General features: G+C 49.7%; 20 protein-coding genes and 1 tRNA gene. 10 read left to right on the forward strand and 11 right to left on the reverse strand.

What is annotated here, in order from left to right; genetic code table 11:
* Positions 1–17: 17 nt before the first annotated feature.
* Positions 18–1,778 (reverse strand): AAA family ATPase, encoded by a 1,761-nt coding sequence (locus tag OGX98_RS05845; RefSeq protein WP_045441348.1) that lies wholly within the window; start codon positions 1,776–1,778, stop codon positions 18–20.
* Between the two features lie 185 nt (positions 1,779–1,963).
* Between OGX98_RS05845 and matP the strand changes: the two genes are divergently transcribed.
* On the forward strand, positions 1,964–2,416 hold the full coding sequence (gene matP, locus OGX98_RS05850) for a macrodomain Ter protein MatP (protein ID WP_045441349.1): 453 nt from the start codon (positions 1,964–1,966) through the stop codon (positions 2,414–2,416).
* An 86-nt stretch (positions 2,417–2,502) separates the two neighbouring features.
* Here the strand turns inward: matP and ompA are convergent, their stop codons facing one another.
* Both ompA and sulA read right to left on the reverse strand, forming a co-directional pair.
* Positions 2,503–3,549, reverse strand: a complete 1,047-nt coding sequence (ompA, locus tag OGX98_RS05855; protein WP_286594956.1) for a porin OmpA — start codon at positions 3,547–3,549, stop codon at positions 2,503–2,505.
* 355 nt (positions 3,550–3,904) lie between these two features.
* A complete protein-coding gene (gene sulA, locus OGX98_RS05860) occupies positions 3,905–4,414 on the reverse strand; it encodes an SOS-induced cell division inhibitor SulA (protein WP_045441351.1) in 510 nt (169 codons plus the stop codon).
* A gap of 216 nt (positions 4,415–4,630) precedes the next feature.
* Between sulA and OGX98_RS05865 the strand changes: the two genes are divergently transcribed.
* Entirely contained in the window at positions 4,631–5,245 is a 615-nt protein-coding gene (locus tag OGX98_RS05865; protein WP_286594958.1) for a TfoX/Sxy family DNA transformation protein, read from the forward strand.
* Here OGX98_RS05865 and yccS read toward each other — a convergent pair.
* Together yccS and OGX98_RS05875 are read right to left on the reverse strand one after the other, a co-directional pair.
* Positions 5,223–7,376 (reverse strand): YccS family putative transporter, encoded by a 2,154-nt coding sequence (yccS, locus tag OGX98_RS05870; RefSeq protein ID WP_200013100.1) that lies wholly within the window; start codon positions 7,374–7,376, stop codon positions 5,223–5,225. The two genes, OGX98_RS05865 and yccS, sit on opposite strands and share 23 nt — an antisense overlap.
* An 18-nt stretch (positions 7,377–7,394) precedes the next feature.
* Positions 7,395–7,841 carry a YccF domain-containing protein gene (locus OGX98_RS05875; protein WP_045449541.1) on the reverse strand — a complete coding sequence of 149 codons (447 nt, stop codon included), beginning with the start codon at positions 7,839–7,841 and terminating at the stop codon, positions 7,395–7,397.
* Positions 7,842–7,966: 125 nt separating this feature from the next.
* On the opposite strand from OGX98_RS05875, the gene helD reads away from it, so the two are divergent.
* A complete protein-coding gene (gene helD / locus OGX98_RS05880) occupies positions 7,967–10,021 on the forward strand; it encodes a DNA helicase IV (protein WP_286594959.1) in 2,055 nt (684 codons plus the stop codon).
* A 32-nt stretch (positions 10,022–10,053) separates the two neighbouring features.
* On the opposite strand, the gene mgsA is transcribed toward helD, so the two are convergent.
* Entirely contained in the window at positions 10,054–10,512 is a 459-nt protein-coding gene (mgsA, locus tag OGX98_RS05885) for a methylglyoxal synthase (protein WP_045441354.1), read from the reverse strand.
* A 93-nt stretch (positions 10,513–10,605) separates the two neighbouring features.
* On the reverse strand, positions 10,606–11,268 hold the full coding sequence (gene csgI, locus OGX98_RS05890) for a curli synthesis inhibitor (protein ID WP_045441355.1): 663 nt from the start codon (positions 11,266–11,268) through the stop codon (positions 10,606–10,608).
* Positions 11,269–11,440: 172 nt separating this feature from the next.
* Between csgI and OGX98_RS05895 the strand changes: the two genes are divergently transcribed.
* Positions 11,441–11,854, forward strand: coding sequence for a CoA-binding protein (locus OGX98_RS05895; protein ID WP_045441356.1), 414 nt, complete (start codon positions 11,441–11,443; stop codon positions 11,852–11,854).
* 105 nt (positions 11,855–11,959) lie between these two features.
* On the opposite strand, the gene hspQ is transcribed toward OGX98_RS05895, so the two are convergent.
* Both hspQ and rlmI read right to left on the reverse strand, forming a co-directional pair.
* Entirely contained in the window at positions 11,960–12,277 is a 318-nt protein-coding gene (gene hspQ, locus OGX98_RS05900) for a heat shock protein HspQ (protein WP_045441357.1), read from the reverse strand.
* A gap of 57 nt (positions 12,278–12,334) precedes the next feature.
* On the reverse strand, positions 12,335–13,546 hold the full coding sequence (rlmI, locus tag OGX98_RS05905; protein WP_284096512.1) for a 23S rRNA (cytosine(1962)-C(5))-methyltransferase RlmI: 1,212 nt from the start codon (positions 13,544–13,546) through the stop codon (positions 12,335–12,337).
* Between the two features lie 212 nt (positions 13,547–13,758).
* Between rlmI and OGX98_RS05910 the strand changes: the two genes are divergently transcribed.
* The 3 genes from OGX98_RS05910 to yccX are packed head-to-tail and all read left to right on the forward strand — an operon-like array spanning position 13,759 to position 15,451.
* Positions 13,759–14,307, forward strand: a complete 549-nt coding sequence (locus OGX98_RS05910) for a kinase inhibitor (protein ID WP_286594960.1) — start codon at positions 13,759–13,761, stop codon at positions 14,305–14,307.
* A 15-nt stretch (positions 14,308–14,322) separates the two neighbouring features.
* A complete protein-coding gene (locus OGX98_RS05915; protein WP_136345459.1) occupies positions 14,323–15,111 on the forward strand; it encodes a helix-turn-helix transcriptional regulator in 789 nt (262 codons plus the stop codon).
* 58 nt (positions 15,112–15,169) lie between these two features.
* A complete protein-coding gene (gene yccX / locus OGX98_RS05920; protein ID WP_045441361.1) occupies positions 15,170–15,451 on the forward strand; it encodes an acylphosphatase in 282 nt (93 codons plus the stop codon).
* On the opposite strand, the gene tusE is transcribed toward yccX, so the two are convergent.
* Both tusE and yccA read right to left on the reverse strand, forming a co-directional pair.
* Positions 15,448–15,777, reverse strand: coding sequence for a sulfurtransferase TusE (gene tusE, locus OGX98_RS05925; protein WP_045441362.1), 330 nt, complete (start codon positions 15,775–15,777; stop codon positions 15,448–15,450). The genes yccX and tusE overlap by 4 nt on opposite strands.
* 88 nt (positions 15,778–15,865) lie before the next feature.
* Positions 15,866–16,525, reverse strand: a complete 660-nt coding sequence (gene yccA, locus OGX98_RS05930; RefSeq protein ID WP_043015806.1) for an FtsH protease modulator YccA — start codon at positions 16,523–16,525, stop codon at positions 15,866–15,868.
* A gap of 270 nt (positions 16,526–16,795) precedes the next feature.
* Here yccA and OGX98_RS05935 point away from each other — a divergent pair, with 270 nt between their 5' ends.
* From OGX98_RS05935 to OGX98_RS05945, 3 genes are all read left to right on the forward strand, one after another.
* Complete coding sequence (locus OGX98_RS05935; RefSeq protein ID WP_286594962.1) at positions 16,796–18,424, forward strand: ABC transporter substrate-binding protein; 1,629 nt, start codon at positions 16,796–16,798, stop codon at positions 18,422–18,424.
* A 143-nt stretch (positions 18,425–18,567) separates the two neighbouring features.
* A tRNA-Ser gene (locus tag OGX98_RS05940) sits at positions 18,568–18,655 on the forward strand.
* 151 nt (positions 18,656–18,806) lie between these two features.
* Positions 18,807–20,062, forward strand: a protein-coding gene (locus tag OGX98_RS05945) for an IS3 family transposase (RefSeq protein ID WP_286594963.1) whose coding sequence is annotated in 2 segments (ribosomal slippage) — positions 18,807–19,158 and positions 19,158–20,062 — 1,257 coding nt in all. Because the reading frame shifts where the segments join, the coding sequence is not laid out codon by codon here.
* The last annotated feature ends 132 nt before the right edge of the window (positions 20,063–20,194 follow it).

Raw genomic sequence — 20,194 nt, forward strand, 5'->3', positions numbered from 1 at the left:
ACGCTGAACAAGTCCGATCAGTTCGGAATAAATGCATTCAGCCAACGTAGCGGCCAGGGGAAACGATGACGACCTTCCTGTTGCGTTGCCGTGGCAATGCGCTCCTGGATAGTTTGCATCAGCGTTGTCTGGCCTTCACCATCCCACACAAGATTTAACAAAAGCGGCAGCGCATCGGTCACGTCGTCCACCGCCCAAATAGTGAATTTCTCTTCTTCAACGGCCTGTAGCAGAGCTGGTTGTAGACTCAGGTGCCTGACGTTGGCTGAAGGAATAATGACACCCTGAGTACCGGTTAATTCACGCTGCTGGCAGATAGTAAAGAAGCCCTCAATTTTCTCATTCAGGCCACCGACAGGCTGTGCGCGACCAAACTGATCAACAGAGCCGGTGATCGCAATGCTTTGATTTACAGGCACATCTGCGAGAGCGCTGATCAGCGCGCACAGTTCTGCCATTGATGCACTGTCGCCATCCACTTCGCTGTACGATTGCTCGAAAGTCAGTGAGGCAGAAAACGGGATCTGCTGTTCAAGCTGCAGCTCCGACATCAGGAAAGCCTGCATTATCATCATGCCTTTAGCATGAATATTTCCGCCAAGCTCGGCTTTACGCTCGATATCAGTAAATTCGCCATCGCCAATATGAACGACGCAACTGATACGTGAAGGTTCACCAAATGCGCGTGGATGACCCGGAAATTCAATCACTGACAGGGCATTGATTTGACCAATACGCTCACCTTCAGTCTCGATAAGGATCTGCTCTTGCAGGATCTCATCCTGCATACGTTCGGCGAGAAAACCTTCGCGCCATTCACGCTGTGCAAGCATCAGGCTGAACTGTTCGGCGTTGCAAGTATCCCCATCGCATAAAGGAGCTACTTCCTTAAGCTGTCGGATGATCCACAGTGGGTTAAGCGGCAAAGTATCCTGCTCACCGGTGTAGCGAACAGCTTCACGGATCAATACCTGCCAGGCATCAGGGGCGGGGTAAGGCAGAGCGTTGCGTCTGGCGGTATGCGTCACCCATTGACACCATTGCGTCATGGTTTCGGCATCCACTATCTGCAAATTATCTTCAAACTCGCTATAAATTGCCTGCTCTGCCAGTTCCGGCTCCATTTCCTGGAAGTCTGCCAGTGATTCGCGCTCTCCCACTAACACCACTTTCATTTTAAGCGGCATAGAAGGAACGGAGACAGGAAGTGGGCGAGACTCATCAAAGGCCACCCAGTCAAAGCGCTCGTGGCTGACAATGGCTTTCAGGCGCATCCACAGCAGTGGTTGAGCCAGAAGCGTGCGTAATGAGATAACCAGTACGCCGCCGTTGGCCTTATGTACCAGACCCGGTTGCAGGGTAATTTCGCCATTAAACTGACGCAGGCAGCCAAACAGTTGTTCGGCTTCAACCCAGTCAGCATTTACTACCTGAGTTAAGGTCGCAAAATTGTCTTCTGCATTTTCTGCTTCACGGTAACGAATAGTGTGGCCAGAGATATCGTAGTGACCCCCGGTCAAGCTTCCGGCATCCGTGTGCAATGTGCGTGCAGCTGATGAAATAAGATTGAGATACTCAAGCTCTTCCGGCGCTTTCACCAGCATAAAGGAGGACGTCGTCCAGTGCTGAAGAAGCTGCTCTAGCGCAAATTGTAAACGTGGCTGAGTATCACTGAGTAAGGTGTCGGTTTCGTCAGTGACGTGCGGCTGTGCAAATATTTCCTGATAACTGTCGGTATCAGGAACCAGATCACGCCATGCAAGTTTCGTAATGGTCAAAGTTGATGTTTTTTAGTCTGTTGTAAAAAACGAGATTATACCGTAACCGTCAGCACTGCACACGCGGAAAGCACGGCTAAACAGATGCGATGACGCGCGACAGTTCACAGGCTGGATATTCTTTTCTTCAGATGCCCAAAAAGCTGATATTCTGATAAGAGTTACACGGTAACATTGAGATCGCAATGAAATATCAACAACTTGAAAACCTTGAAAGCGGCTGGAAATGGAAGTACCTGGTGAAGAAGCATCGTGAGGGGGAGTTGATTACCCGTTACGTGGAAACCAGCGCTGCCGAAGAAGCCGTTGATTTGTTGCTAACCCTCGAGAATGAGCCGGTTCGGGTCAATGCCTGGATTGATGAACACATGAACTCTGCGCTGCAAAATCGTATGAAACAGACTATACGGGCGCGGCGTAAACGGCATTTTAATGCTGAACATCAGCATACGCGTAAGAAATCTATCGATCTGGAGTTCATCGTCTGGCAGCGATTAGCCGGACTTGCGCAACGGCGCGGCAAAACGCTTTCAGAAACGATCGTGCAACTGATTGAGGATGCAGAGCATAAAGAGAAGTACGCCAACAAAATGTCCACGTTGAAACAGGATTTGCAGGCATTGTTGGGAAAAGAGTAGGCAATGACATTTTCAATGTGTTGAGCAATGGTGTTCTTCAGATAAAAAAAACCCCGCTATGCGGGGTTTTTTTATAAGACGAAAACTTAAGCCTGAGGCTGAGTTACAACGTCTTTGATGCCTTTAACTTCGATCTCAACGCGACGATCCGGAGCCAGGCAGTCGATCAGTGCAGCGCGAGCTTTCACGTTGTCACAGGTGTTGCCGGTAACCGGGTTGGATTCGCCCATACCACGTGCGGAGATTTTGTCAGAAGGAATACCTTTAGAGATCAGGTAATCAACAACGGACTGAGCACGTTTCTCAGACAGACCCTGGTTGTAAGCGTCAGAACCGATGCGGTCAGTGAAGCCCAGAACCACTACGGAACCGTCTTTCGGATCCAGGTTGCTCAGCTGGCTGTACATCTGATCCAGAGCCTGCTGGCCTTCTGGTTTCAGAGTTGCTTTGTTGAAGTTGAACAGAACGTCAGACTTCAGGGTGAAGTGCTTGGTCTGTACTTCTGGAGCCGGAGCCGGAGCCGGAGCAACTACTGGAGCTACTTCACCCTGGCCGAAGCGGTAAGAAACACCAACGCTCAGCAGGCCGTTATCCGGACGACCACCAACGGTGTTCGCGTCACCGATGTTGTTAGTCCACTGGTATTCCAGACGGGTAGCGATTTCAGGAGTAATTGCATACTCTACGCCGCCAGCGAATACTGGGGATACACCAGTGTCGTGGTCTTTGAAGCCAGTGTTGTTTTTAGCATCAGCACGCCAAACCATACCACCCAGACGAGTGTAAACGTCCAGATCGTCAGTGATTGGGTAACCCAGTTTAGCGGTCAGCTGAACGCCCTGAGCTTTGAATGCGCCATTTTGAACGCTGCCTTTGTACGGCATACGACCTAACCAGTCGTAACCCATTTCAAAACCAACGTACGGGTTAACCTGATAACCACCGAACGCACCAGCACCCAGTTGGCTTTCGTGGGTTGGGCCGTTGTTGTCGATCTGGTTGTTGCCGATATCATGGAACTGAGACCAGCCCAGTTTAGCACCGGTGTACCAGGTGTTATCTTTCGGAGCGGCCTGCGCCACGGTAGCGAAACCAGCCAGTGCCACTGCAATTGCGATAGCTGTCTTTTTCATTTTATGCGCCTCGTTATCATCCAAAATTTGCCATGAATATCTCCAACGAGATAACACGGTTAAATCCTTCACCCGGGGACCAGTTCAATAGTTACTCTACCGATATCTGCGGCTTAAGCCGAGCACCCCTGGCGATGTAAAGTCTACAACGTAGTTGAAAACTTACAAGTGTGAACTCCGTCAGGCATATGAAAAAAAAAAGCTTGTATACACAATATTTAACATTTATGGATGATTAATTGTACTGCAAACATCGCGGAAACCGCTTCACACAGGCGTTCTCACAAAAAAAGTGTTAAAGCTCAAAGTCGAATTTGGACATGAAAAAAAATTCCAGGATAATTCCTAATTTTACTCAATGATACAAATTCGAGTGAATTTTTAGCCCAGAATGCTGTCTCCCGGCAAGAGACTGCGCACGAACAGGACGCATGATAAATCCCATCGCATTTCCCTCATCTGCAGCTTTTACCAGTTCAGTATGTTCATCTTCCGTTAATTCTTCGGTCAGCCAGCCGATTACCACACTGTAATTGCCTGTTCGCAAAGCGCGAACCATTGACTCCAACGTATGGCACGGTGAGAGTTGGCTAATTTGCATGACTTTTGTTAAAGGCAGCCCTGCAGACTGTACCCATTCACGGCTCAATTTTTGCTGAGGTGTAAGCCAAAGCTGCCAGCGCGATTGCTGCCCTAATTGCTGAAGCAGGGGGAGCAGCAGTAATTGCGTCATCATGGGCTGGTCCTCGCGATAGACCACTTCACTGATAAGCCCGGCGGTAACGTTCTCTGAAGAAACGCGCGCAATATTGCTTGATGTGGAAGAGAACGACGAAGAACGATTTGCGTAGCCTGAAGTGTACATAATCAATCCAGCCCTGTGAGTTACTGTATGGATATACAGTAACCCTGCTATCCATAAAGATCAACTTTATTTTCGGAAACTGGTTCGCAATTTTTCGCTGTCATAACAGCAAAAACAAAATTCATCTTGCTCCCTGAGAATAAGTTGCCTATTTTCGTCATTAACGGATCCGCTACTGCAAATCATTCTCTTATATTATGATTTAAAAGGATTTTTATGAAAAAGCTCTCTTATGACAAGATCTATAAATCACAAGAATGCCTGGCCTCTTTGGGGACGATTCGCTATCGCTCATTGTTTGGTAGCTACAGTCTAACGGTTGAGGATACGGTCTTTGCAATGGTCGCTAGCGGTGAGTTGTACCTTCGAGCTTGTGAGCAGAGCGTACAGTACTGTGTAAAACATTCGCCAGTCTGGCTGACGTTTATGAAGCGCGGACGCCCGGTTATTCTCAATTACTACAAGGTGGACGATGCTTTGTGGCGAAACCAGCAACAGTTGGTGTCTTTATCGAAGTTTTCGCTGGATGCAGCAGTGAAGGAAAAACAGAGCCGCTTTTTGCAACACCGCCTGAGAGAGCTGCCGAACATGACATTTCATCTCGAGACTCTGCTTAACGAAGCGGGTGTTAACGATGAAAGTACATTGCGTATGCTGGGAGCTCAAATGTGCTGGCTTAAATTACGGCAGATTAATCCTGCTCTGACAGTGAAAATACTCTATGCCCTCGAAGGGGCGATTCGCGGGGTCCATGAGGCGGCGCTCCCGGCGATTCGTCGCCAGGAGCTTGTTGAGTGGGTACGCTCACTTACTCCGGAACTGGAGTATTAGACGGCAAGGCGGCAATTTGCTGCTGGAGTCGCCTGATTTCCGGTAGCAATGCAATCAATAACCCAACTTGCTGAACGACCAGCGGTTCTTTACTGTCCGGGCGCGGTTCAAGATGCTGAATCCGTTGCTTCAGACCTTCAAGTGCCTGGTATACGCGTTGCTCATCAGCTGGCTGATGATGAAGCGCATCATCTACATAGCAGACGGCATCATCCAGTAACGCCAGAACGTCCGGGTTGGTCAGTTGTTCCCGGTGTGCACCCAGAGCCGAAATATAGCTGGTAAAAGTATGGTTGAGGCACAGCAAGCGGAATGCTGTTTCCCGCGTTTGCGCTGTGACGTCAGGTTCACTCGACATATTCGACACTACGGACGCAAGCTCAGCATCGCGATTATGTGCATCACGTCGGGCAATACGGTATGCGAGCCGATTATCACGACCCTGATGATATTGTTCGAGAATAGCGTCGAGGTAGCGACAGTTAGCGTCAGTTGCTCGTTCAATTACTCGTGGCAGATTACGAAAACGCCAGTCTGGCCAGATAAAACTGACGGCCGCCCAGGCGATTGCGCAGCCGATCAGCGTATCAATTACGCGTGGCAGGGCGACTTCGAAACCTTCGCCAAGCAGGTTAAAGCACAGCAGTACCAACAGAGTGATAAACATAGTTGCATGAGCATACTGTACGTTGCGAAATGCAAAAAAGAGCACGCCAGTAATCACTAATAGTATCAGTTGCCCTTCAAGTGAGGGAACGAACCACAAAATGGGCAAGCCGATGGCTATTCCCACTAGTGTGCCGATAATCCTTAGTGCCAGGCGATGGCGGGTGGCGTTGTAGTTAGGCTGACAGACAAACAGACTGGTCAGCAGGATCCAGTACCCATGGTTCATTCCAGTGATCTGAATAATGGCGTAACCGACGCAGAGCACCAGTGACATGCGGATAGCATGGCGAAAAAGGGCGGATTCAGGTGTGAAATTACGGCTCAGACGCAACCAGATGTCGCTGAAACCATGTGGGCTGTCATCAGCAAGCTGATTTTCTGATTCATTACGCGAGATTGCCTGAGCCTGTTCGGACTCAATGGTAGCCAGCTGTGCGTCGATGGCACGCAGGTTTGAGAGCAAAAATCCCAGTGTATTGAGCAGATCTGAAGGGGCACCGTTAGTGCGCATACGCTCGAGTGCGGCGTCTATATGCGTAAAGGCGCGTTCAAAGTGTGGATCGTGCTGGTATGGGGTGCGCAAGATAATGCAGCGCGACAACTGTGTGCAGGCTTGTCCCTGCATTGACATTAATCTCTGGAAGCGAAACATCACGTCGCTGTGACGGAAATGGTCGCGCAGCGTTTGGTATTGAATATGCGAGGAGCTTGCGCGCTCGTGGATATCCTGTGCCACAAAATAATAATGCAGTGTACGACGTGTTCCCCGCTGCCCTCGGTCACCGCGCAGGCGGGTCAGTAATGACACTTTAGTTTGGTTTAGCGTGGCCATTAGTTGCCCATTGGCCAGCGCTAAGTCATAGAGTGGTGCCTGACTTTCATCTTCGATATCAGGATCGAAAAGACGCGATTTCAGCTCCAGATAGTGCGCTAATTGTTCGTAGCTACGAGCCAAATTATCCTGCAGGGGGCGAATCGGGAACAAGAGATGTCCGGTCAGCGTAAGCAGGTTGTACCAGATGGCGCCAGCGAGCAGAAGTATTGGTTGCTGATACCACTGATCGTAGAGTGAAGTCCCCAGCATGGTATAAATCGCGATGAGCAATGCCCCAAAGGCGATTGTCGCATAACGCTGGCCTAATCCACCCAGCAGAATAAATCCGCTGGTGGAGATGGTTAATCCAATGGCAAAAAGCCATGGCCAGGGGAAGAGCAGTTCGACGGAGGCAGAGGCAATAAAGAAGCAGATCAGCGTAATGATCAAATTGCGTAGTCGTCCCGCAAGACGATCGTCCAGATCGGTAAGCGCAGCAGCAACCATGCCCAGTGTGAGTGGGATAGTGAGTTTTACGTCGCCCAACCACCAGGGCAGAGCCGTTGTGCCGCAAAGCGCGATGAATATCCGCACGTAATACAGCCAGGTGCTGTTCCAGGTATAGCGTTTGAGCAGAGGACTTAACATAAAGACCATGCGTCCTGATTATTCAAAGCGGCGACGCGCATTGGCTTCGCGAGCTGCGCGGGCAGTTTCTACTGACACCACGCGACGTCCGACGGGCCAGAGTGCAATCGCGGCGATCTTAAAGTTCGCAATGCCTACAGGAATACCAATAATCGTAATGCACTGGGCAATACCGGAGACAATATGCATCAGGCACAACCACCAGCCGAAGAAAATCAGCCAAAAAATATTGAGTAATGTCCCGCCGGTATTCATCAGTACACTTTGACCTGCTGGGTTGAGTTCATCAACATGAATCGCTTCGTTGCCAAAAGGGAACAATGAGAGGCGAGTTATCTCCCAGCACGAACGGGTCAAGGGCAGGGTGAAAATAAGCACGATACTGACCAGCGTAGCCAGTAACCAGGCTAAGGTAGTGGCGAACCCGCCCAGCACAAAATTTAAAATATTCAGAACAGTACGCATAAACTCTCGGTTAACTCTGGTTTTCAGTGAATTTGGCAATTGTAACGTTTTTTTGGGCTGGAGCACGTTTTCTCTGGCGGTTACACTGATAAGTAAACCTCTTCGTGTGGATCCGCGTAAGTCTTATGGAACTGAAAGCAACTTCTCTTGGAAAACGTCTGGCGCAACACCCTTACGATCGAGCCGTTATTCTCAATGCCGGGATAAAGGTTTCCGGCGATCGTCATGAGTATCTTATTCCATTCAATCAGTTACTGGCTATACATTGCAAACGAGGCCTTGTCTGGGGGGAGTTGGAGTTTGTGCTTCCGGAAGATAAGGTTGTACGCCTGCACGGTACAGAGTGGGCTGAAACTCAGCGTTTCCATCACCATTTGAATACACTCTGGCAGCAGTGGAGCCAGGAGATGAGCGAAGTGGCAGCCGGTGTTTTGCAGGAGCAACTGCAGGCGATAGCCGTTCGTACCGGGGAGAATAAATGGCTGACGCGTGATCAAACCTCTGGGTTACAACAGCAGATCCGCCGCGCCTTTGCCGCGTTGCCTCTACCGGTTAATCGATTAGAAGAATTTGATAATTGTCGTGAGGCATTACGACAATGTCAGGCCTGGTTGAAGGACATTGAAGTGTGTCGTTTACAACATAATCAGGCGTATACCGACGCAATGTTGGCGGAGCATGCTGAGTTCTTTTCACATATCGAATCCTCGCCGCTGAATGCGGCCCAGGCGCGAGCGGTAGTAAATGGTGAGAAATCACTGTTAGTGCTCGCGGGAGCCGGAAGCGGCAAGACCTCTGTTTTGGTGGCTCGCGCTGGGTGGCTGTTGATGCAGGGGGAAGCCGTTGCTGAACAGATTCTGCTGTTAGCCTTTGGTCGCAAAGCAGCCCAGGAGATGGATGATCGTATCCGCGAGCGACTGCATACAGAAGAGATCAGCGCACGGACGTTTCACTCGCTGGCGCTACATATCATTCAGCAGGGCAGTAAAAAAGTTCCAACGGTAAGTAAGCTTGAAAACGATACTGCCGCGCGGCATAAACTCTTTATCACCACCTGGCGTCAGCAGTGCAGCGAGAAAAAGGCGCAGGCCAAAGGCTGGCGGCAGTGGTTAGAAGAGGAGATGCAGTGGACTGTGCCTGAGGGCAATTTTTGGGACGACGAAAAGTTGCAGCGTCGTTTGGCCACAAGATTAGATCGTTGGGTTGGACTTATGCGCATGCATGGCGGAGCGCAGGCTGAAATGATTGCCAATGCCCCGGAGGAAATTCGCGATCTGTTCAGTAAACGCATTAAACTGATGGCGCCGCTGCTTAAGGCCTGGAAGGGAGCTCTGAAGGAAGAAAATGCTGTCGATTTTTCCGGGTTGATCCATCAAGCAATTGTCATTCTGGAAAAGGGGCGCTTTATCAGCCCCTGGAAACATATTCTGGTCGATGAATTTCAGGATATTTCCCCACAGCGTGCCGCTCTGGTGGCTGCATTACGTAAGCAAAACTCGCAGACCACTTTGTTTGCGGTGGGGGATGACTGGCAGGCGATTTATCGTTTTAGCGGCGCGCAGCTTTCGTTGACTACCGCATTCCATCATACCTTTGGCGAGGGTGATCGCTGTGACCTGGATACTACATACCGTTTTAATAGCCGCATTGGCGAGGTCGCAAACCGGTTTATCCAAAAAAACCCACATCAGCTTGCGAAACCGCTCAACAGCCTGACGTCAGGGGATAAAAAAGCGGTGACGCTGTTGGAGGAAAGTCAGCTGGATTTATTGCTGGATAAGCTTTCTGGATTTGCGAAAGCTGAAGAGCGAATTCTGGTGTTGGCGCGTTACCATCATCTAAAACCCGCCAGTCTGGAAAAAGCGGCTACTCGCTGGCCCAGGCTACAGCTTGAATTTATGACTATCCATGCCAGTAAAGGGCAGCAGGCAGATTACGTTATTGTCGTCGGGCTGCATGAAGGAAATGATGGTTTTCCGGCGCCGGCCCGCGAGTCAATTATGGAAGAGGCGTTGCTTCCTGTTGTTGAAGACTTCCCTGATGCAGAAGAGAGAAGGTTACTGTACGTGGCGCTAACACGTGCGCGGCATCGGGTATGGTTACTGTTTAACAAAGACGCGCCGTCGTGTTTTGTCGATGAACTTAAACAACTGGATGTACCGGTAAGCAGAAAACCCTGATAAGCAGGCGGCATGTACCGCCTGCCTGACGATTATTTGAGGCGCTCTGCCAGGTAACGGGCGTAATCCGGGATCAGGATTTCTGTCGCATCGCTGAAGTTTGGCGACTGGATGATAAAATCGGCGGTAGAAACGTTGGTCGCGACCGGAATGTTCCAGACTGTGGCCAGGCGCAATAGGGCTTTTACATCAGGATCGTGAGGGACGGCATTGAGCGGATCCCAGAAGAAGATCAGCACATCGATTTTCCCTTCAGAGATCAGCGCGCCCACCTGCTGGTCGCCGCCCATTGGGCCGCTCAGCATAGCATTTACATCCATACCAGTAGCGCGTTGAATTAAGTTTCCTGTCGTTCCTGTCGCGTAGAGAACGTGTTTTTCCAGCAACGGTTGGTGGCGTTCTACCCAGCTCATCAACATCTGTTTACAGTGATCATGTGCAACCAGCGCAATATGCTTGCGCGCTGGCAAAGTGCGAGTCGTCAATTCCATAGTACAGCTCCCAAGTTAACCTCGTTACAGAGTACTGGAAGCACTTGACGCTGCAAGAGAAAGACAAAAAAAATGCGTATATGAACATAAATGTCATGAAGGTGGCTGTTTTTGCGCCCATTGCAAAAAGTTACTTCGCGTTTGTGAGTCGGCTTGCTGAAACCAATATTTTAAACGCTGCTCGGTGAGTGTCTGCGACTGAGGCGGAACCCGGTCCAGTTCAGAAACTCCGGAGAGCAATGAGCTGTCATCTGCCATCATGGGGGCAAATTGCGGTAACGAGGCATGCCTGGCGGCTTTGTTATAGCGCTCAGTCTCAATTTCATAATCCACGATTTTTGCCTTTGAAGTGATCGCCATAATATCCAGTTTCACTGGAATGGGCATGGAGTCCCCGTCAAGCAATTCGACGCGCGGGGCGCTATCAAAATGTGTTGCGTCACGCTCGTTGCTCAGGCGCGGAAGATGAAAATTAACCTGACTGACCATTTGAGTATTAAAGCTGATGACCAGTGGTGGGGAAATATAGAGGCGTTCTTCATGGCTGGACAGGCGGATAGTTTTCTCTACGCGAAAAACAAGCTGATGGGGGCCATTCTCAAGCTCAATACTGTCGGCACCACGCAGTAATGAGCTTGAGACCTTTTTTCCGTCCAGTACCAGTAGATCAATATCATTAGACAAACGTAGTGAGGTGGCCAAAACGGTTACCGGCAAACACAGGGCAATCAAGACTGTCACAATGCCGGCTCTCATAGGTTTCTCCTGTCCAGAAAATGCCTGAGTAAGATGTATCAAAATTTTTCGGTAATCATGTTTACTAACATATAGACATATTTGTCAGTTTAGCTCTCATGCGCCAGTATGGGATGAATGGTTGCAACGTCAGGTTTGTCGTAAACTTTGCAAAACAGCCTGGAGGAAGATAATGAAAGAGACCGATATTGCTGGCATTTTGACATCCACCCGTACGATTGCGCTGGTGGGCGCGAGTGATAAACCCGAGCGCCCTAGCTACCGGGTGATGAAATATTTGCTCGATCAGGGCTATCACGTTATCCCCGTTTCACCCAAGGTTGCCGGGAAAACGCTGCTGGGACAGCAGGGCTATGCGACCCTTGCAGATGTTCCTGAGAAAGTGGATATGGTGGATGTCTTCCGTAATTCAGAAGCAGCCTGGGGCGTTGCGCAGGAGGCAATTGCCATTGGGGCGAAAACTTTATGGATGCAGCTAGGGGTGATCAATGAACAGGCGGCTGTGCTGGCACGTGATGCCGGTATGGCGGTGGTGATGGATCGTTGTCCGGCAATTGAGATCCCTCGACTCGGGCTGGCGAAGTAAGCCTGTGTTATTGCCGAATGGCGCGTTACTTATCCGGCCTGCGGTTCGTGGCCGGATAAGACGCGTAAGCCCGATAAACGAAGCGTCATCGGGCAAGTGCTAAAATCAGTTGCGCAGGCGTGGAGCCTGAAGCTGTTTGCGGATTGTTCGCGCCAGTTCATCCATTGAGGGTTGCTCCGGATGCTCTTCCTGTAGCTCACTGCTCAACTGTGCTTCCGCCAGATACGTATGTACTGGCAGGCCATTATCATCTTCCATCACCACGTGATACCAGGGAGCGGCGCGAAGTTCGTCGTTAACCGCCAACTCATCGGGTGACGGTTCATCAAGCGAATATTCCGGGTCGATATCCACGACCACTCCGAGGTAACCTAACAGGGAATGGCGGACCTGCTGGCCGATACCGAATTTGCTGGCAATCATAGTCACCTCCCGGGAAATAGATACCCTTTATGTAAGGGTAATATTCCACTTTTCAAGTTACATGATGCGACAGGCAAACCCTTTCAGATACAGCCCTTCCGGGTAGGTAGCGATCACCGGATGATCGGCGGCCTGACGGAACTGCTCTATAAATTGTATATCACGACCAGCATCTATTGCGGCATCAGCGATGATTTTCTGAAATAAATCGGTGGTCATCAGGCCGGAGCAGGAGAATGTCAGCAGCACACCGCCAGGATTCAGAAGCTGAATAGCCAGCATATTGATGTCCTTATAGCCACGACAGGCGCCCATCAGCTGGTTTTTGTTTTCGACAAACTTCGGCGGATCCATCACGATGACATCAAATTTCTCTCCGCGATCGCGATAGGCTCGCAGTAGTTTGAACACATCATCACGCACAAACTCGGCTTTAGTCAGATCCAGTTTATTCAGTTCAACGTTTTGTCTGGCGATGTCGAGCGCTTCCTGGGAGGTGTCAACGCTCACGACCTGGCTGCATCCCCCCATTAATGCCGACACGGCAAAACCGCCGGTATAAGAGAAACAGTTCAGAACGCGCTGATTTTCGACGTAGCGACGCGTCGCCAGACGGCTGTCACGTTGATCCAGGTAATAACCTGTTTTGTGACCGCGCTGAATATCAACCAGCAACTTCATACCGTGTTCTTCGATTGGCAGCAGAGCAGGGGGCAGTTCGCCGGTAACAGGTCCCTGCGTAAGCTCCATACCTTCTTTCTTACGTACGGCAACGTCGCTACGGTCATAAATGGCGCATTCAGGGAAAACTATCTGCAGGGCGCTAATCAGTGCGGCACGTTGATATTCGGCCCCTGCGCTGAGCAGTTGCAGAACCAGGAAGTTAGCGAAGCGATCAATGGTGACACCGGGCAGCCCATCAGATTCACCGGCAATCAGACGGTAGCTGTCCAGCCCGTCTTTCTTCGCCAGCCAGTCGCGCCACTTCTGCGCTTGTTGCAGACGACGGACAAAGAAATCAGTATCAATGGATTCAGATTTGTCGAATGTCCAGACACGCGCACGGATCTGTGATGCAGGAGAATATGCACCGCGTGCTAACCATTTACTCTGATGGTCAACAATATCGATGGTCTCACCAAGGTTGGCTTTGCCTTCAATACGTGCGACGGCACCGGAGAATACCCATGGATGGCGGCGAAGTAATGATTTTTCGCGCCCTTTAGCTAACACCATACGGGGATATTGCGGAAATTTAGATTCAGTCATGCGGAGCAACCTCTCACAAACAGCGATGCGGGTTGGATGAGAACCAACCTGATACCGTTAAAACAAAATGGCGCGTAGGGTAGCACAGATGAAGGGGGCAATCATCAGAGTATGGTTGCGAGCATTTCAGCACAAAATGGAATCACAGCAGCACAGTTTCCTTAAAGCATAACCATTACATTGATATTTCTTCATATGGTTAAGGAAACACAATGAAAACAGTCTCTTCTCTGCTAGCCATGACGATAACGGCGATAAGTTTTAATGTAACTGCGGCATCAGCGTTCCGTATTAGCAGTACGGATATTACAGATAACCTTCAATTAACACAGAAACAGATTTTTAATGGTTTTGGCTGTAATGGTGAGAATATCTCGCCGCAACTGAGCTGGCAAAACCCGCCAGCCGGGACCAAAAGTTATGCCATTACGTTATTTGATCCAGATGCCCCAACAGGAAGTGGTTGGTGGCACTGGACGGTGGTGAATATTCCAGCACACGTTCAGACTCTTCCATCTGGCGTTGGAAAAGATAAGTTACCCGCAGGGGCTATTCAGGGGAGGAATGATTTCGGTTATTCTGGATTTGGCGGTGCCTGTCCACCAGCAGGCGATAAACCTCATCGTTACCAGTTCACCGTGTGGGCGCTGAATACGGAAATGTTGCCCATCGATAGTAATGCGAGCGGTGCGCTGGTGGGTTTTATGCTTAACGGCCATGTCATCGCTAAAGCTGAATTAACGGCCACATACGGAAGATAAACTGAGGGACACACGGTGCAGGACGTATATTTCAAACATAATGTGCTTACCGCGGCAGAGGTAAACTCCAGCCAACTGCACCGCTTGCATCGTGTTAAGCTTTTTTCTGCGGCGATATGTCACATCACTCACGGTAGTAAAGTCATCATCCAGGATGATAACCGTCTGGTTGCCGGCACAGGCGAATTGCTTATTATCCCTGCAGATTCCTGTCTTGAGATTATCAATCAACCCGCACAGGGTGCTTTTCGTTCAGATTTGTTGCTACTCTCGCCTGAGATCATTACGCGATTTAAAAGTTCGTATGTGCAGGATTATCCCCCCGCGAAGCTAAGATCGTTATGTACACCAATGAGCCATAGCCTGGCGTTTATGTGGGCGAGTTTGCTGGATGCTGTGCGTCAGGGCCTGCCGGTAAAACTACAGGAACATCAGGCGATGGGATTACTTCTGGCTCTCTTACATGAAGGAGCTGCCGGACCACTTCTGATTGAGCGCAGTTTTAAGCTGGCGGAACAGGTGAGGCAACTCATTATGTTGTCGCCTGCTAAGCTATGGACAGCAGATGAAATTGCCGGTCGTTTAGCGATGGGCACCTCTACATTACGTCGAAGGCTACAGCAGGAATCACAGAGCTATAGACAAATTGTCGAGGAAGTACGTATGTCATACGCTCTTTCTCAGTTGCAGTCGACGAAATTACCGATTGGTGAGATTGCAATACGCTGTGGCTATATGTCTGGTTCGAGATTTACGGCAAGATTCCGCCAGCATTACGGGTGTCTGCCGAAGCAGGTACGTTAATGGTATTCACATTTACAGTGTGAAAGTATGCCCATTTACAATAAGAGGGAGAACCTCCATGTCGAAAGTCTGCATCATTGCCTGGGTACACGGTCGGGTACAGGGAGTGGGATTTCGCTATACGACGCAGCATGAAGCGCAGCGACTCGGATTAACCGGGTATGCGAAGAATATGGATGATGGCAGCGTAGAGATTGTCGCCTGTGGTGAAAGCCAGCAGGTGGAACAACTGATGAAGTGGTTAAAAGCCGGTGGGCCACGCAGTGCCAGGGTAGACAGGGTTCTCAGTGAACCGCATCGCCCTGGCGACGAACTAAAGGGATTTAGTATTCGTTATTAAATACATTTTACCGGTTTTGGCAGGCCTGCGATTTTTGTCGCCTGTTTTGCCGGACCTTTGGGAAACAGGCGATAGAGATAACGACTGTTGCCTTTCTCTTCGCCAAACTTATTAGCCATCGCTTTTACCAGCATGCGGATTGCTGGAGAAGTATTAAACTCCAGATAGAAATCGCGCACAAAACGCACCACTTCCCAGTGTTCAGCCGAAAGGGTGATGCCTTCATTCTCAGCAATGACAACTGCCAGCGGTTCGCTCCATTCTGTAGTGTCTTTTAAATAGCCTTCGCTATCGGTACTGATTTCTTTACCTTCAAAGATCAACATATTTCTTCACTACGTTAGTCAGACTGGCGGCAGTTTACCAAAAAAGAAAGCCCCGCATAAGCGGGGCCTGGTAATACGTTTTGACGTCTTAGTCGCGGCTGGCGAAGCCCAGAATGCTCAGCAGGCTGACGAAGATGTTGTACAGCGATACATACAGGCTGACTGTCGCACGGATGTAGTTGGTTTCACCACCACGGATGATGTTGCTGGTTTCGAACAGGATTGCACCTGAGGAAATCAGAATAAACACCGCACTGATGGCCAGATGAAGAGCTGGCAGTTGCAGGAAAATATTCGCAACCATACCGATCAGCACCACCACAATACCAGCCATCAGCATACCGCCGAGGAAGGACATGTCTTTACGGGTGGTCAGCACATACGCAGAGCAACTGAAGAAGACCAGTGCAGTACCGCCCAGGGCCATAGCGATAACATCACCCATGCCTGCCGACAGGTAGGTGTTCAGAATTGGCCCCAAAATGTAGCCGAGGAAACCGGTGAAAGCGAAAGCTGACAGAATGCCAACCGGTTTATCTGCCGTTTTATACGTCAGGAACATCAGCCCGTACATACCTACCAGCGTCAGGATAAGACCTGGAGATGGCAGCATCAGTACCGTACTGGCGGTCGCCGTGATCGCTGAAAATGCCAGCGTCAGGCTCAACAGGAAATAGGTATTGCGCAGCACTTTATGCGTGCTGAGTAGCGATGTACGGTCGCGCGAAGAACTAATAATACGATCCATGAGTCACTCTCTTATGACAGATGTAATTAATGAAGGAGGATAATTAAATCGCTGGAAATGACACAGCGGTTTTACCCATCTTTACGCATTTTAACCCGCCAGGCTTAAGCATTTTATTTCAGCAAAAGCTCCTGAATTAGATGTTATCACTTATTGTCTGCAAATGTCAGATCGACATCTTATAGGTGGCTGAAAAATATTGCGTTATCACCTGAATCCTTTAAGAGTTACAGCGGTGTCATCATATAACAGAACAATAAGGTGAAGGGAATGGCTCAACATAGACCGAAGGTATTGACGTTTACGCTGTTGGCTGTCTGTTTGATGTCTATAAACGGTGTGGCATGGGCAGCAAATGTTCCTACAGGGACACCGCTGGCAGAACAACAGGAACTGGTCAGAAATAACGGCAGCGAGCCTGCATCGCTGGATCCACATAAAGTCGAAAGCAACGTTGAGTTTAATTTAATCAGTGATATGTTCGATGGGCTGGTTTCTGTCAATCTGCAAGGGGAGATTGAGCCGCGCCTGGCGTCATCGTGGGAGAATAAAGACAATACCGTCTGGACCTTTCATTTACGTCCAGGTATTACCTGGTCAGATGGTTCAGCCATTACCGCACAGGATGTTGTCTGGAGCTGGCAGCGTCTTGTTTCACCACAAACTGCTTCGCCGTATGCCTCTTATCTCGGCAACATGCACGTCGCGAATGCACTCGACATTGCGCTTGGGAAAAAGGAGCCCGCTACACTGGGTGTAAAAGCACTCAATGACACCACCCTGGAGATTACCCTGACGCAGCCAACGGCTGCATTTCTGGCTATGTTGGCTCACCCGTCGCTGGTGCCACTGGATAAAGTGCTGATTAGCCGCTTTGGTGATAAGTGGACCAGGCCAGAGCATTTTGTCAGTAGCGGTGCATACAAGCTTTCTCAGTGGGTGGTCAATGAGCGGATTGTTGCCGTACGTAATACGCACTACTGGGATGATCAGCATACGGTAATTGATAAAGTCACTTATCTGCCCATCAGCTCAGAAGCAGCTGACGTTAACCGCTACAAGGCCGGGGAAATTGATATTGTCTTTAGCGTGCCGGTAAACCAGTTCGCGCAGTTGAAAAAGACGATGGGAGATGAGCTGCGCGTTTCACCTCTGCTTTCAACCTATTACTACCAGTTCAATACGACTCGCGCGCCGTTTAATGACCGGCGTGTGCGCCGGGCGCTGAATATGGCGCTGGATAAAGAGATCATTGCCCAAAAGGTCATGGCGCAGGGGCAGCGTGAAGCGTGGGTAATCAGCCAGCCTGAAATTGGCGGTGTCAAACTGCACGCACCGGAGTATGCCGCGTGGCCGCGCGATAAACGCATTGCTGAAGCGAAAAAACTGTTAGCCGCAGCCGGTTTCGGTCCGGAGCATCCGCTCTCGTTAAATTTGCTCTACAACACTTTCGAAACGCATCAACGTATTGCGATTGCCGCATCGTCGATGTGGAAGAAAAACCTCGGCGTCGAGGTAAAGCTGCAGAATCAGGAATGGAAAACCATGCTGGACACCATGCACACCGGCAATTTTGATGTCGTGCGCTATGCGTGGATAGCCGATTATGACGATGCCTCGAGCTTCCTCAATATTTTCCGTACCGGTGATAGTGAGAACACCACTAAGTACAGTAACCCTGCCTATGATGAAGCGATGCTCAATGCGGCGAAAGCAGGCTCGCTGGACGAGCGAGGGAAATACTACCAGCAGGCTGAGGACATTTTGGGCGAAGATGTTCCGGCAATACCTGTTTATCACTATGTCCATACGCATCTGGTGAAGCCGTGGGTTGGGGGATTTGCTCCTGATAACCGTGGAAATTATTACACCAAAGATATGTTCATCAAAAAACATTAAACCAAAGAGAGCAAGATACGTGCTGAATAAACGGTCAATTTGTTGTTATTTCAGTCAATTAACATTATTTTGGCTGTTTTTCAGGCAAACGAACACTTTGGTGCTTTACAGGTCCGTTCGGGATGTTTATAGTGCGCCTCATTGGAAGCGTGGCCGAGCGGTTGAAGGCACCGGTCTTGAAAACCGGCGACCCGAAAGGGTTCTAGAGTTCGAATCTCTACGCTTCCGCCAAATTTGTAATAAAATCAATAACTTAAGACATGGTTTTGATTTTATGGTGCATAAAGTGGTACAAAAAAGCCCGTTTATACGGGCTTTTTTTACATCTATGACCCGTCCTGAATAGCGTTGACACGTTCCTGACTTAAATACGGAGAACGTGATGATGACTGAGTTCAAACGCACCCAACGTGATTATCCTCTATCCTTTAAAATAGCTGTTGTTGAGCAGGTTGAAAAAGGCGAGATGACCTATAAACAGGCCCAGCAGCGGTATGGTATTCAGGGGCGCTCCACCGTTCTTGTCTGGTTGCGTAAGTATGGCCGACTTGACTGGAGTCCCGGACTTCCTGACCTGGTGAAGAGGAAACTGCCTGTGGCTCAGACGATTATCCCGCTTACACCCGAGCAAAGAATCAGGGAACTTGAAGAACAGCTTGAGCTGGCGAACCAGAAAGCTGAGTTTTTTGAGTCGGTTATCAACGTCCTGAAAAATGATTACGGGGTGAGCGTTGTAAAAAAGCGGCCCGGCAAGTCCTCGCGCAAAGTCCGGCCACAAAAATAACTGTTACGCGTGCATGCCAGTTCCTGGGGCACAGCAGACCGGCGTGGTATCAGGACAACACAAGACGCATAAAAAGACAGGAACATCATGCTCAGGTTCTTGAGTTTGTTGCCCGAGTCAGGTGTCGTCAGCCGCGAATCGGTACGCGTAAACTGCACTATCTGCTGAACACTCAGTCCGATAAAATGCTGAATATCGGACGAGACCGTCTGTTTAACCTGCTGGATGAATACCGGCTCCTGGTGCCAGTGAAACGGGCATATCACAAAACCACTAACAGCCATCATCGCTTTTACCGGCATCCTAATCTGCTGAAATCCGGCCCTGAGCAGGTTACCCCCCTTGAGCCAGAGCAGGTCTGGGTCGCTGATATAACTTACCTTCCACTACGCAGCGGCACGGCTTATCTGAGTCTGGTCACTGATGCCTGCTCCAGAAAAATCGTGGGTTACCATGTCGGGGAAAACCTGCAGACAGAAAGCGTGGTAAAGGCGTTCAGACAGGCTCTGAAGCGGAGAAAAACGAGAGGTCCGCTGGTACATCACTCTGACAGAGGACTGCAATACTGTTCGGTACTTTATCAGTCAGTTCATGAGCGAAACGGAATAACCTGTTCAATGACCGATGGTTACGATTGCTACCAGAATGCGCTGGCTGAGAGAATAAACGGGATACTGAAAAATGAGTTTTTACTCTCGCGCCCGGAGGATCTTGCACAAGCCCGGATGATGGTAAAAGAGTCCGTGGCAATTTATAACCATGAACGGCCACATCTGGCCCTGAAATACAAAACGCCCGATGATGTTCATCAGGCGTTTTACAGACAAAAAACTGTCAACCTATATCAGGACTAGTCACTATGACCCATCCTTTCTCACTAAAAATCCTTTCAGATACTCATCTTTCGGATGAGGGCAAATTCATTTCGAACCGTGCTCTGTGAAGAAATCAGGGAACAATCCTCCCAGCGTTTAGTCCTCTAACAT

The organism is Citrobacter sp. Cm046 (genome assembly GCF_030333065.1).
Taxonomy (GTDB): Bacteria; Pseudomonadota; Gammaproteobacteria; order Enterobacterales; family Enterobacteriaceae; genus Citrobacter; species Citrobacter murliniae.